Source organism: Pseudomonas sp. Pseusp9 (assembly GCF_059491265.1).
The window spans coordinates 804358-817421 of the sequence record NZ_CP168500.1; the positions used below are offsets into that span (position 1 = coordinate 804358).

Genomic DNA, 13064 nt, shown 5'->3' on the forward strand with positions numbered 1-13064 from the left:
CCACCACACCTTGTAGGAGCGAGCCCGCTCGCGATGGACTTGAAAACGCCGCGTTGATCCAGCAAACACGCGTTATCTTCAAACTCCATCGCGAGCAAGGGGCGAGGTGATCGTACAACCGCGTTGCGCTATGATGCGCGTTACAGCCGCCGAACTTTTCGAGACAGATGTTCACCATGGAAAACCCGAACGACGCACCACGCCTCCCACGCAAGCGCCGCAGCCTCGCTCAGGAACTGGTGACGGTGCTGTCCGAGCAGATCCGCGATGGTCATCTCAAGCGTGGCGACAAGCTGCCCACCGAGTCGGCCATCATGGATGCCCATGGTGTCAGTCGCACGGTGGTACGCGAAGCAATATCCCGTTTACAGGCGGCCGGCCAGGTGGAAACCCGCCACGGTATCGGCACCTTCGTGCTCGACACGCCGAGCCCGAGCGGCTTTCGTATCGACCCGGCCACCGTGGTGACCTTGCGCGACGTGCTGGCGATCCTGGAACTGCGCATCAGTCTCGAAGTGGAGTCGGCCGGGCTGGCGGCGCAACGTCGCAGTCCGGAACAACTGGCCAACATGCGCGCCGCCCTCGATGCGTTGAATGAAAGCGCCGCCCACGCCAGTGATGCCGTGGCGTCGGACTTCGCCTTCCACCTCGAAATCGCGCTGTCCACCGGCAATCGCTACTTCACCGACATCATGACCCACCTGGGTACCAGCATCATTCCGCGCACACGGCTGAATTCCGCGCGCCTGGCCCATGACGACCAGCAGCACTACATGAGTCGCCTGAGCCGTGAGCACGAGGAAATCTACGACGCCATTGCCCGTCAGGATTCCGATGCGGCCCGTGCGGCGATGCGCCTGCACCTGACCAATAGCCGCGAACGGTTGCGTCATGCCCATGAAGAGGCTGAGGCGCAGCGCGGTTAGGCTTTCTGCTTCAAGCGATTCATCGTCTGATCTTCCGCCTTCGCGAGCAGGCTCGCTCCCACCGTTGATTGTGTGATTGTGGATATTCCCGGGCCCAGGGTTCGCTCCCGATCCCGTGTGGGAGCGAGCCTGCTCCGGGCGGCGTTCCGACGAAGGGGCCGCCGCCATATCACAAACCTTATTCCTGCCCTGAAAACGGCCCCCACTCCTGTGATCTTCCGACAACGTATCTCCTGAGCACCGTTTATCGAGGTGTTATTCCCCCTGTTCCCTGCGCGCAAGTCCTCTAAAACAAAGGCTCAACGTATTCTTGTCGAACAATTTCCCCCCGCAGCGATGAAATGCAGTTGACGGTTGTATTTTAAGTTGTACGATGACCTACAACTTCAGCGCAGGCTGAACGGTTTTCTCACACAACGTCGCTATCCAGGGTGTTCGAATAATGAATCCACAAGAACTGAAGTCCATCCTCTCTGCCGGTCTGCTGTCTTTCCCGGTCACCGATTTCAATGCTCAGGGCGACTTCAATCGCGCGGGTTACATCAAGCGTCTCGAATGGCTGGCCCCATACGGCGCCTCGGCGCTGTTCGCCGCGGGCGGCACCGGTGAATTCTTCTCTCTGGCGGCCAGCGAATATTCGGAAATCATCAAGACTGCCGTCGATACTTGCGCAACCAGCGTGCCGATTCTGGCCGGCGTGGGCGGCTCGACCCGCCAGGCTATCGAATACGCACAGGAGGCCGAGCGTCTCGGCGCCAAAGGCTTGCTGCTGCTGCCGCACTACCTGACCGAAGCCAGCCAGGACGGCGTTGCCGCCCACGTTGAAGCGGTGTGCAAATCGGTCAACATCGGCGTGGTGGTCTACAACCGTAACGTCTGCCGCCTGACTGCGCCGCTGCTGGAACGTCTGGCCGAGCGCTGCCCGAACCTGATCGGCTACAAGGATGGCCTGGGTGATATCGAGTTGATGGTGTCGATCCGTCGCCGCCTCGGTGATCGCTTCAGCTACCTGGGTGGCTTGCCGACCGCCGAAGTCTACGCCGCGGCCTACAAGGCCCTGGGCGTACCGGTCTACTCCTCGGCGGTGTTCAACTTCATCCCGAAAACCGCGATGGACTTCTACCACGCCATCGCTCGTGAAGATCACGCCACCGTTGGCAAGATTATCGACGACTTCTTCCTGCCGTACCTGGACATCCGTAACCGCAAGGCCGGTTATGCCGTGAGCATCGTCAAGGCCGGGGCAAGAATTGCCGGCTACGACGCAGGTCCCGTGCGTGCGCCGCTGACCGATCTGACCGGCGAAGAGTACGAAATGCTCGCCGCGCTGATCGACAAGCAGGGTGCGCAATAACAACGATCAAACCGGGGCCGCTGAGCGATCAGCGGCTTTTTGCGTGAGGAGAACGACTCGTGACAAAGCGCTACGACAACTACATCAACGGTGAATGGGTCGCCGGTACCGATTACTCGGTCAACATCAACCCGTCCGAACTGAGCGACGCCATCGGCGATTACGCCAAGGCTGACCTGGCGCAGGTCCACGCCGCCATCGGCGCCGCCCGTGGCGCATTTCCGGCGTGGTCGGTTTCGGGCATTCAGGCCCGTCACGATTCCCTGGATAAAGTCGGTACCGAGATCCTCGCCCGTCGCGAAGAGCTCGGCACTCTGCTGGCCAGGGAAGAGGGCAAGACCCTGCCGGAAGCCATCGGTGAAGTGACCCGCGCCGGCAACATCTTCAAATTCTTCGCCGGCGAGTGCCTGCGTCTGTCCGGCGACTATCTGCCGTCGGTGCGTCCGGGCGTCAACGTTGAAGTCACTCGCGAAGCCTTGGGCGTGGTCGGTCTGATCACCCCGTGGAACTTTCCGATTGCCATCCCGGCATGGAAAATCGCCCCGGCCCTGGCCTACGGCAACTGCGTCGTGCTCAAGCCTGCCGACCTGGTACCGGGTTGCGCCTGGGCCCTGGCCGAAATCATCTCCCGCGCCGGCTTCCCGGCCGGTGTGTTCAATCTGGTGATGGGCAGCGGTCGCGTAGTCGGCGATGCACTGGTCAACAGCCCGGAAGTCGATGGCATCAGCTTCACCGGTTCCGTGGGCGTGGGTCGCCAGATCGCGGTCAACTGCGTATCGCGCCAGGCCAAGGTCCAGCTGGAAATGGGCGGCAAGAACCCGCAGATCATTCTCGACGACGCCGACCTCAAGCAAGCGGTCGAGTTGTCGGTGCAGAGTGCGTTCTATTCCACTGGCCAGCGCTGCACCGCATCGAGCCGCTTCATCGTCACCGCCGGCATCCACGACAAATTCGTCGAGGCCATGGCCGAGCGTATGAAGTCGATCAAGGTCGGCCATGCCTTGAAGGCTGGCACCGACATCGGTCCGGTGGTCTCGCAAGCTCAGCTTGAACAGGACATGAAGTACATCGATATCGGCCAGTCCGAAGGTGCACGCCTGGTCAGTGGCGGTGGCCTGGTGACCTGCGATACCGAAGGCTACTTCCTTGCGCCGACCCTGTTTGCCGACAGCACAGCTGCGATGCGCATCAGCCGTGAGGAGATCTTCGGCCCGGTGGCCAACGTGGTGCGCGTGGCCGATTACGAGGCTGCGCTGGCCATGGCCAACGACACCGAGTTCGGCCTGTCGGCGGGCATTGCCACCACCTCGTTGAAGTACGCCAACCACTTCAAACGCCACTCCCAGGCCGGGATGGTAATGGTCAACCTGCCGACCGCCGGTGTGGATTACCACGTTCCGTTCGGTGGGCGTAAAGGTTCATCCTATGGATCACGTGAGCAAGGTCGCTATGCGCAAGAGTTCTACACGGTCGTGAAGACCAGCTACATCGGCTCGTAACAAGAAACACCGCGGTATTGGCAACGATACCGCGCCCCCCTGTAGGAGCGAGCCCTGCTCGCGATGGTCTCGAGGTCGCGAAGTTCAGCCTGATGCCCCGCGTCATCGTTGACCACCATCGCGAGCAGGGCTCGCTCCTACAGGGGAAACAAAGATTCACCCGCGCATAAAAATAATCAGTGGGAGTACATCTACATGCAATCGACCAAGCCGACTCACGTCCGCTATCTGATCCTGCTCATGCTGTTTCTGGTGACCACGATCAACTACGCCGACCGCGCTACCATCGCAATCGCCGGCTCCAGCCTGCAGAAAGACCTGGGCATTGACGCCGTTACCCTCGGCTACATCTTTTCCGCATTCGGTTGGGCCTATGTGGCCGGGCAAATCCCCGGCGGCTGGCTGCTCGACCGCTTTGGTTCGAAAAAAGTCTACGCACTGAGCATCTTCACCTGGTCGCTATTTACCGTGCTGCAGGGTTATGTCGGCGAGTTCGGCATGTCCACGGCCATCGTTGCGCTGTTCATGCTGCGCTTCCTGGTGGGCCTTGCCGAAGCGCCATCCTTCCCCGGCAATGCCCGTATCGTGGCAGCCTGGTTCCCGACCGCTGAACGCGGCACGGCCTCGGCAATCTTCAACTCCGCGCAGTACTTCGCCACCGTGCTGTTCGCGCCGCTGATGGGCTGGATCGTCTTCACGTTCGGCTGGCAGCACGTGTTCATTGTGATGGGCGCGATCGGCATTGTGTTCTCGCTGGTCTGGCTGAAAGTTATCCACAGTCCGCGCCAACACCCGATGATCAACGATGCCGAGTTCAAGCACATCGCCGACAACGGCGGCATGGTCGACATGGATCAGGACAAGGCCAAAGGGTCGGCCAAGCGCAGCGAAGGTCCGAAATGGGACTACGTGCGTCAGTTACTGACCAATCGCATGATGCTTGGCGTGTACCTGAGCCAGTACTGCATCAATGCCATCACCTATTTCTTCCTGACCTGGTTCCCGGTGTACCTGGTGCAGGAGCGCGGCATGACCATTCTCAAGGCCGGTTTCATCGCCTCGCTGCCAGCGATCTGCGGCTTCATCGGTGGCGTGCTGGGCGGGGTGATTTCCGACTACCTGCTGCGCAAGGGGCACTCCCTGACCTTCGCCCGCAAGGCGCCGATCATTGCCGGCCTGCTGGTTTCCAGCAGCATCGTGGCCTGTAACTATGTGGACATCGAATGGATGGTCGTGGGTTTCATGGCCCTGGCGTTCTTCGGTAAAGGCGTGGGCGCGCTGGGTTGGGCCGTGGTGTCCGATACCTCGCCCAAGCAGATCGCCGGTCTGAGTGGCGGCCTGTTCAACATGTTCGGCAACATAGCCTCCATCACCACGCCGATCGTCATCGGCTACATCATCAGCTCCACCGGTTCGTTCAAGTGGGCGCTGGTATTCGTCGGTTGCAACGCTCTGGTCGCGGTGTTCAGCTATCTGGTCATCGTGGGCCCGATCAAGCGTGTGGTGCTCAAAGAGCCACCGGCGAACGGTTCTCAAGCCCCTGGTAAATTGTCTCAAGCGCATTCCTGAGGAGCGGCGTCATGCAGTTGATTGAACATTCCGACTCGCCGCGCTACATCCGCCTGCACGAGCGGGACAACGTAGTGATCGTGGTCAACGATCAAGGCGTACCGGCCGGTACCGAGTTTGCGGACGGCCTGGTCACCGTGGATTTCGTGCCACAGAGCCACAAGGTCACCCTGGAAGATATTCCTGAAGGTGGCCAGGTGATTCGTTACGGCCAGGTCATTGGCTATGCCTTGCAGCCGATTCCCCGCGGCAGTTGGGTCAAGGAAGATCAACTGCGCATGCCGACCGCGCCGCCGCTGGACAGCCTGCCGCTGTCCACCGAAGTGCCGGCTGCGCAAGCACCGCTGGAAGGCTTCACCTTCGAGGGTTATCGCAACGCCGACGGCACCGTCGGCACGCGTAACATTCTTGGCATCACCACCACCGTGCAATGCGTGACCGGCGTGCTCGATCATGCGGTCAAGCGCATCAAGGCCGAGTTGTTGCCCAAGTACCCGCACGTCGATGACGTGGTGGCGCTGACCCACAGCTATGGCTGCGGCGTGGCCATCACCGCCACCGACGCCTATATCCCGATCCGCACGGTGCGCAACCTGGCGCGCAACCCGAACCTGGGCGGCGAAGCCCTGGTGATCAGCCTGGGCTGCGAGAAATTGCAGGCCGGGCAGGTGATGCACGACAACGACAGCTCGGTGGATCTCAGCGAGCCGTGGTTGTACCGCTTGCAGGACTCCAGCCACGGCTTCACCGAGATGATCGAGCAGATCATGGAACTGGCTGAAGTCCGTCTGAAGAAGCTTGATCAACGCCGCCGGGAAACCGTGCCGGCGTCCGAGCTGATCCTCGGCATGCAGTGCGGCGGTAGTGATGCGTTCTCCGGCATCACCGCCAACCCGGCACTCGGCTATGCCTCGGACCTGTTGCTGCGGGCCGGTGCGACGGTGATGTTTTCCGAGGTCACCGAAGTGCGCGATGCCATTTATCTGCTGACTTCCCGCGCGGAAAACCAGGGCGTCGCCCAGGAACTGGTGCGGGAAATGGACTGGTACGACCGTTACCTGGCCAAGGGCGAAGCGGATCGCAGCGCCAACACCACGCCGGGCAACAAGAAGGGCGGGCTGTCGAACATTGTCGAGAAGTCATTGGGCTCGATCGTCAAGTCCGGCAGCAGCGCGATCAATGGCGTGCTTGGCCCTGGCGAGCGTTTCAAGCGCAAAGGCCTGATCTTCTGTGCGACCCCGGCCAGCGATTTTGTCTGCGGGACACTGCAGTTGGCGGCGGGGATGAACCTGCATGTATTCACTACCGGTCGCGGCACGCCTTACGGGCTGGCCATGGTGCCGGTGGTGAAGGTATCGACCCGGACCGAACTGGCGCAGCGCTGGCCGGACCTGATCGACATCGATGCCGGACGCATTGCCACCGGGCGTGCATCCATCGAGGAGCTCGGCTGGGAGTTGTTCCACTACTACCTGGATGTGGCCAGCGGCAAACAGCAGACGTGGGCGGAGAAGCACAAGTTGCATAACGACATCACCCTGTTCAATCCGGCGCCGATTACCTGAGACCGCGTCGCCAGCTTCGCGAGCAGGCTCGCTCCCACAAGGGGTCTCATGAACACTGGAGATCAAATGTGGGAGCGAGCCTGCTCGCGAAGGCGATCTGGCAGGCGCCAATGTGTCCAGTGGCTTATCATTAGCCCCCTAACGACGCAAACCCCAAGGTCCTCCCGGCATGCTGGCAATTTTCCTCGAAACCCTGAACATCACCGCGCCGGTGTTTGCCATGCTGTTTCTGGGGGTGCTGCTCAAGCGCATCGACTGGATCAACGACAACTTCATCCACACCGCCTCGGCACTGGTGTTCAACGTCACCATGCCGGCGCTGCTGTTTCTGGGCATCCTGCATGCCGACCTGCACGCGGCGTTGCAGCCGGCATTGTTGATCTACTTCTCCGTGGCAACGCTGATGTGTTTCGCCATCGCCTGGGGTTGGGCGATCTGGAAGTGTCCGCGGGAAGATCGGGGGATCTACACCCAGGGTGCCTTTCGCGGTAACAACGGGGTCATCGGTCTGGCGCTGGCGGCAAGCATGTACGGCGACTACGGGATTTCCCTCGGGGCGATCCTCGCGGCGCTGGTGATCCTGTTCTACAACACGCTGTCGACCATCGTGCTGGCGGTGTACAGCCCGGTGATCAAGTCCGATCCGTGGAGCATCTGCAAAAGCGTGTTCAGCAATCCGCTGATCATCAGCGTGATAGCGGCTGCACCGTTCGCCTTTTTCAAGATCGGCTTGCCGGGATGGCTCGAGACCTCCGGCCAGTATCTGGCGCAAACCACCTTGCCGCTGGCGTTGATCTGCATCGGTGGCACGCTGTCGCTGGCGGCACTGCGCAAAAGCGGCAACATGGCGCTGAGTTCAAGCCTGATGAAGATGATCGGCCTGCCGGTGCTGGCAACGCTGGGCGCATGGCTGTGGGGCTTTCGTGGTGCGGAGCTGGGGATTCTGTTTCTGTATTTTGGCAGCCCGACCGCCGCTGCCAGTTTCGTCATGGCCCGGGCGGCGGACGGCAATCACGAGCTGGCGGCGGCGATCATTGTGATTACCACGCTGATGGCGGCGGTCACTACCAACGTCGGGATTTTCTTTTTGCAGTGGGGTGGGTGGATCTAGCCTGCCTTACGCCGTGTACTTCAGGTCCATTCGCGAGCAGGCTCGCTCCCACAAGTGAATGCATTCCAATTGTGGGAGCGAGCCTGCTCGCGAAGGCAGTCTCGCTGACGCCGAAAACTCCGGGGGTTACTCAGGCTTCTGGTAACTGTCGATCACTTCCTGCGCCGCGCGAAACGCATCGATCGCCGCCGGCACGCCGGCATACACCGCGCAATGCAGCAGCGCTTCGCGAATCTCTTCCACGGTGCAGCCGTTGTTCAGTGCACCGCGTACATGACCCTTCAACTCCTGCGGGCACTTCAGCGCGGTCAATGCGGCGAGGGTAATCAGGCTGCGGGTTTTCAGCGGCAGGCCGTCGCGATTCCATACACCGCCCCAGGCGTGTTCGTTGACGAAATCCTGCAACGGCTGGGTGAACTCGGTGGCGTTGCCCAGTGCGCGGTCGACGAAGGCGTCGCCCATCACTTGGCGGCGGACTTCAACGCCGGGCTTTTTATTCTCGGTCATGGGGCTTCCCTCTTATGGTGTTGGCGACGCCAGGCGCGCAGCGACGTGAACAGCAAAAACGCCACCAGCGCCGGCAGGACGAAAAACAGCATCAAGTGTTCGAGCTTGCCGGCCAGTGGCATTCCCGTGGTGAACGACACAACGTGCAGCCCATACGCCAGGTACAAGCCCAGAAACAGCAAGCCTTCGGCACGGGTCACCCGGTAGCCGGAGTAGAACACCGGCAGGCACAGCGCCGCGACGCCGAGCATCACCGGCAGGTCGAAATCCAGGGCATTGGGCGATACCGAAAGCGGCGAGGGCGCCACCAGCGCGGTAAAGCCGAGCACGCCCAACAGGTTGAACAGGTTGCTGCCAATCACGTTGCCCACGGCAATATCACGCTCGCCACGCATCGCGGCGATCAACGAAGTGGCGAGCTCAGGCAGTGATGTGCTGACGGCGACGATGGTCAGGCCGATGATCCGCTCCGACAACCCGAGATCGGTGGCGACAGCGACGGCTGCCCCCAACAGCAAGTGCCCGGCGTACACCAGCATCGCCAGCCCGACCACAATCATCAGCAGGCTGCTCAGCCATGGCGCCTCGCCGTGGTGGTCATGGCTCGATACCGGCCGCGCCGAATGCCGTGACTGGCGCAGCAACAAGCCCAGGTAGATCGCCAGTGCCGTCAGCAACATCACGCCGTCGGCACGGGTCAGTTCTTCATTCCAGGCGAGTACGAACACCAACAGGCTGGCGCCGATCATCAGCGGAATATCCAGGCGTACCAGTTGCCGTGATACCCGTAGCGGGATGATCAGCGCAGACAAGCCGAGGGTGACGAGGATGTTGAAAATGCTGCTGCCGATCACGCTGCCGACGGCAATGTCGGCGTTGTGCGTCAGGGTCGCTTGCAGGCTGACCGCCATTTGCGGTGCGCTGCTGCCGAGGGCGACGATGGTCAGGCCGATGATCAGTGGGCGTATGTGCAACCGCGCGGCGATGCGTACAGCGGCGCGCACCATCAATTCGGCGCCGACGATCAGCAGGAACAATCCGCTGAGCAATTCGATCACGCTGATCAGGGGTAAATCGGCTAATCCGAAAATGGTCGGGGCTCCATCGGTCAGTCGTCGAGGGCCTGGACCCGCACCCGGGCCGTGCCGCTTTTGAGCATGCCCAGGCGTGCGGCGGCTTCGTGGGACAGGTCGATCAGCCGGCCGCGGGTGTGCGGCCCACGATCATTGATGCGCACCACGCAGGTTTTGTCGTTATTGAGATTGGTCACCTTCACCCGCGTACCGAAGGGTAGCTGGCGATGGGCGGCGGTCATGGAATTCTTGTCGAAACGCTCGCCATTGGCAGTGCGTTTGCCTTGGTGTTTGGCACCGTAGTACGAAGCCACGCCGGTTTTATCGTAGCCATGCGGATCGACGGTGTCGGTGCTGGCGCAACCGGCCAGGAGCGAGAGGAGGGCGCAGGCGCCGAGCAGACGTATCATTCGAAGGTTTCCCGAAATAACTGTAGGCGCAGGCTTGCTCGCGATGGTGTGTCAGCCAGTTCGATGCCGGCTGATGTTCCATCGCGAGCAAGCTCGCTCCTACAAGGTTTTGAGCCAGGACTGACATCTGGCTCCATTTCTATCAACCTTCGAGCTTGCTTTTGAGCAATTCGTTCACTTGTTGCGGGTTGGCCTTGCCTTTGGAGGCTTTCATGGCCTGACCGACGAAGAAGCCGAACATCTTGCCGCGCTTGGCTTCGTCTGCCGCGCGGTATTGTTCGACCTGCTCGGCGTTGGCCGCGAGCATTTCGTCGAGCACCGCCGAGATGGCGCCGGTGTCGGTCACTTGCTTGAGACCGCGCTTGTCGATGATCTCGTCCGCGCTGCCTTCGCCGTTGGCCATCGCTTCGAACACTACCTTGGCGATTTTGCCGGAGATGGTGTTGTCCTTGATGCGCAGCAGCATGCCGCCCAGGAGCTCCGCGGAAACCGGCGACTGTTCGATGTCCAGGCCTTGCTTGTTGAGCAGGCTGCCCAACTCGACCATCACCCAGTTCGCCGCCAGCTTGGCATCGCCGCTGATGCTCGCGACTTGCTCGAAGTAGTCGGCTTGCTCACGGCTGGTGGCCAGCACGTTGGCGTCGTACGCCGACAGGCCGAACTGCGCCTGGAAACGCTCGCGTTTCTGCGGTGGCAGTTCCGGCAGGGTGGCGCGCACGTCGTCGAGGAACGAGTTCTCGATGACCACCGGCAGCAGGTCCGGATCGGGGAAGTAACGGTAGTCGTTGGCTTCCTCTTTGCTGCGCATCGGACGGGTCTCGTCCTTGTTCGGATCGTACAGACGGGTCTGCTGGATCACTTTGCCACCGTCTTCGATCAATTCGATCTGACGCTGGATTTCGCTGTTGATCGCCTTCTCGATGAAACGGAACGAGTTGACGTTCTTGATCTCGCAGCGGGTGCCGAATTCGACCTGGCCCTTTGGACGGATCGACACGTTGCAGTCGCAACGCAGCGAGCCTTCGGCCATGTTGCCGTCACAGATGCCCAGGTAGCGCACCAGCGCGTGGATCGCCTTGACGTAGGCCACGGCTTCCTTGGCGCTGCGCATGTCCGGTTCGGAAACGATTTCCAGCAACGGCGTGCCGGCACGGTTCAGGTCGATGCCGCTGGCGCCGCTGAACTCTTCGTGCAGGCTCTTGCCGGCGTCTTCTTCCAGGTGCGCGCGGGTGATGCCGACGCGTTTGACCGTGCCGTCTTCCAGAGCGATGTCCAGGTGACCCTTGCCGACGATCGGCAATTCCATCTGGCTGATCTGGTAGCCCTTGGGCAGGTCCGGGTAAAAGTAGTTTTTACGGGCGAACACGTTGTGCTGACCGATCTCGGCGTCAATCGCCAGACCGAACATCACCGCCATGCGCACCGCTTCCTGATTCAGCACCGGCAGCACGCCGGGCATGCCCAGGTCTACGAGGCTGGCCTGGGTGTTCGGTTCGGAACCGAAGGTGGTGGAACTACCGGAAAAGATTTTCGACCGGGTGGTGAGCTGGGTGTGAATCTCCAGCCCGATCACGACTTCCCATTGCATGTGTGTCTCCTCAGAAGCCGGTTGGGGTGCGGGTGTGCCAGTCAGTGTTCAACTGGTACTGGTGCGCAACGTTGAGCAAGCGGCCTTCCTGGAAATACGGGGCGAGCAGTTGCACGCCGACCGGCAGACCGTCGACGAACCCGGCCGGCATCGACAGGCCTGGCAGGCCGGCGAGGTTGGCGGTGATGGTGTAGACGTCTTCCAGGTATGCAGCGACCGGGTCGCTGTTCTTGGCGCCGAGCTTCCAGGCCGGGTTAGGCGTGGTTGGGCCGAGGATGATGTCGACCTCATTGAAGGCGGCCATGAAGTCGTTCTTGATCAGGCGACGGATCTTCTGCGCCTTCAGGTAGTAGGCATCGTAGTAACCGGCGGACAGGGCGTAGGCACCCACCATGATGCGGCGCTGCACTTCTGTCCCGAAACCTTCGCCACGGGAGCGCTTGTACAGGTCTTCGAGGTTTTTCGGGTCTTCGCAGCGATAGCCGAAACGCACGCCATCGAAACGCGACAGGTTGGAAGAGGCTTCCGCCGGTGCGATCACGTAATAAGCAGGAATGGCGTGCTGCATGTTCGGCAGGCTGATTTCCTTGACCACGGCACCGAGCTTTTTCAGCTCTTCGACGCTGGCCATGACCAGGTCGGCAATGCGCGGGTCGAGGCCGGCACTGAAGTACTCTTTCGGCACGCCGATACGCAGGCCTTGCAGCGAACCGTTCAGGTTGGCGCTGTAGTCCGGCACAGGCTCATCGATGCTGGTGGAGTCGTTCGGATCAAAGCCGGCCATACCTTGCAACAAAATTGCGCAGTCCTCAGCGGTGCGTGCCATCGGGCCGCCCTGATCGAGACTGGAGGCGTAGGCGATCATGCCCCAGCGCGATACACGACCGTACGTCGGTTTCAGTCCGGTGAGGTTGGTCAATGCGGCGGGCTGACGAATGGAGCCGCCGGTGTCGGTGCCGGTGGCGGCAGGCAACAGACGGGCGGCCACTGCGGCGGCGGAGCCACCGGACGAACCGCCTGGCACGTGCTCCAGGTTCCACGGGTTTTTCACCGCACCGTACCAGCTCGACTCGTTGGCAGAACCCATGGCGAATTCGTCCATGTTGGTCTTGCCCAGGGTCACGGTGCCGGCAGCAGCCAGTTTGGCGACGACGGTGGCGTCGTACGGGGCCTTGAAGTTGTCGAGCATCTTCGAGCCGCAGCTGGTGCGAATGCCCTGGGTACAGAACAGGTCCTTGTGGGCGATCGGCGCACCGAGCAGGGCGCCGCTCTCACCGTTGGCCCGACGGGCGTCAGCGGCTTTCGCCTGCGTGAGCGCCAGGTCCTCGGTGAGGCTGATGAAACTGTTGAGCTGTGGGTCAAGCTGGGCGATGCGCGCCAGCAGGACTTTGGTCAGCTCTTCGGAGGAAAACTTTTTATCGGCGAGTCCGCGGGCGATCTCGGCCAGAGTCAATTGATGCAT

General features: G+C 61.4%; 11 protein-coding genes. 6 read left to right on the forward strand and 5 right to left on the reverse strand.

Features of this window, described 5'->3' with window-relative positions; all coding sequences use genetic code 11:
* Positions 1–176 precede the first annotated feature (176 nt).
* The 6 genes from ACEN8E_RS03490 to ACEN8E_RS03515 all read left to right on the forward strand — a co-directional run bounded on the left by ACEN8E_RS03490 (position 177) and on the right by ACEN8E_RS03515 (position 8024).
* Positions 177–926, forward strand: a complete 750-nt coding sequence (locus tag ACEN8E_RS03490; protein ID WP_008018739.1) for a FadR/GntR family transcriptional regulator — start codon at positions 177–179, stop codon at positions 924–926.
* 442 nt (positions 927–1368) lie between these two features.
* Complete coding sequence (gene kdgD, locus ACEN8E_RS03495; RefSeq protein WP_115986718.1) at positions 1369–2280, forward strand: 5-dehydro-4-deoxyglucarate dehydratase; 912 nt, start codon at positions 1369–1371, stop codon at positions 2278–2280.
* Positions 2281–2339: 59 nt separating this feature from the next.
* The gene (locus tag ACEN8E_RS03500; RefSeq protein WP_495591446.1) at positions 2340–3779 is read left to right on the forward strand and encodes an aldehyde dehydrogenase family protein; all 1440 of its coding nucleotides are present in this window, start codon (positions 2340–2342) and stop codon (positions 3777–3779) included.
* A 195-nt stretch (positions 3780–3974) separates the two neighbouring features.
* Positions 3975–5348, forward strand: coding sequence for an MFS transporter (locus tag ACEN8E_RS03505; RefSeq protein WP_495591447.1), 1374 nt, complete (start codon positions 3975–3977; stop codon positions 5346–5348).
* A gap of 11 nt (positions 5349–5359) precedes the next feature.
* A complete protein-coding gene (garD, locus tag ACEN8E_RS03510) occupies positions 5360–6913 on the forward strand; it encodes a galactarate dehydratase (RefSeq protein ID WP_495591448.1) in 1554 nt (517 codons plus the stop codon).
* 169 nt (positions 6914–7082) lie between these two features.
* The gene (locus ACEN8E_RS03515) at positions 7083–8024 is read left to right on the forward strand and encodes an AEC family transporter (RefSeq protein ID WP_495591449.1); all 942 of its coding nucleotides are present in this window, start codon (positions 7083–7085) and stop codon (positions 8022–8024) included.
* Positions 8025–8150: 126 nt separating this feature from the next.
* On the opposite strand, the gene ACEN8E_RS03520 is transcribed toward ACEN8E_RS03515, so the two are convergent.
* From ACEN8E_RS03520 to gatA, 5 genes are all read right to left on the reverse strand, one after another.
* A complete protein-coding gene (locus tag ACEN8E_RS03520; protein WP_008018733.1) occupies positions 8151–8531 on the reverse strand; it encodes a carboxymuconolactone decarboxylase family protein in 381 nt (126 codons plus the stop codon).
* Positions 8528–9589, reverse strand: coding sequence for a calcium/sodium antiporter (locus ACEN8E_RS03525; protein ID WP_495591450.1), 1062 nt, complete (start codon positions 9587–9589; stop codon positions 8528–8530). The genes ACEN8E_RS03520 and ACEN8E_RS03525 overlap by 4 nt, the downstream gene beginning before the upstream one ends.
* 50 nt (positions 9590–9639) lie before the next feature.
* Positions 9640–10014, reverse strand: a complete 375-nt coding sequence (locus tag ACEN8E_RS03530) for a septal ring lytic transglycosylase RlpA family protein (protein ID WP_495591451.1) — start codon at positions 10012–10014, stop codon at positions 9640–9642.
* Positions 10015–10156: 142 nt separating this feature from the next.
* Positions 10157–11602, reverse strand: coding sequence for an Asp-tRNA(Asn)/Glu-tRNA(Gln) amidotransferase subunit GatB (gene gatB / locus ACEN8E_RS03535; RefSeq protein ID WP_495591452.1), 1446 nt, complete (start codon positions 11600–11602; stop codon positions 10157–10159).
* Positions 11603–11612: 10 nt separating this feature from the next.
* The gene (gene gatA / locus ACEN8E_RS03540; RefSeq protein ID WP_495591453.1) at positions 11613–13064 is read right to left on the reverse strand and encodes an Asp-tRNA(Asn)/Glu-tRNA(Gln) amidotransferase subunit GatA; all 1452 of its coding nucleotides are present in this window, start codon (positions 13062–13064) and stop codon (positions 11613–11615) included.

Bases quoted from the DNA above. Each gene is read 5' to 3' on its own strand.
- garD (WP_495591448.1), top strand. From the start codon at position 5,360: ATGCAGTTGATTGAACATTCCGACTCGCCGCGCTACATCCGCCTGCAC.
- ACEN8E_RS03530 (WP_495591451.1), bottom strand. From the start codon at position 10,014: ATGATACGTCTGCTCGGCGCCTGCGCCCTCCTCTCGCTCCTGGCCGGT.
- gatB (WP_495591452.1), bottom strand. From the start codon at position 11,602: ATGCAATGGGAAGTCGTGATCGGGCTGGAGATTCACACCCAGCTCACC.
- ACEN8E_RS03515 (WP_495591449.1), top strand. From the start codon at position 7,083: ATGCTGGCAATTTTCCTCGAAACCCTGAACATCACCGCGCCGGTGTTT.
- ACEN8E_RS03490 (WP_008018739.1), top strand. From the start codon at position 177: ATGGAAAACCCGAACGACGCACCACGCCTCCCACGCAAGCGCCGCAGC.
- kdgD (WP_115986718.1), top strand. From the start codon at position 1,369: ATGAATCCACAAGAACTGAAGTCCATCCTCTCTGCCGGTCTGCTGTCT.
- gatA (WP_495591453.1), bottom strand. From the start codon at position 13,064: ATGCATCAATTGACTCTGGCCGAGATCGCCCGCGGACTCGCCGATAAA.
- ACEN8E_RS03505 (WP_495591447.1), top strand. From the start codon at position 3,975: ATGCAATCGACCAAGCCGACTCACGTCCGCTATCTGATCCTGCTCATG.
- ACEN8E_RS03520 (WP_008018733.1), bottom strand. From the start codon at position 8,531: ATGACCGAGAATAAAAAGCCCGGCGTTGAAGTCCGCCGCCAAGTGATG.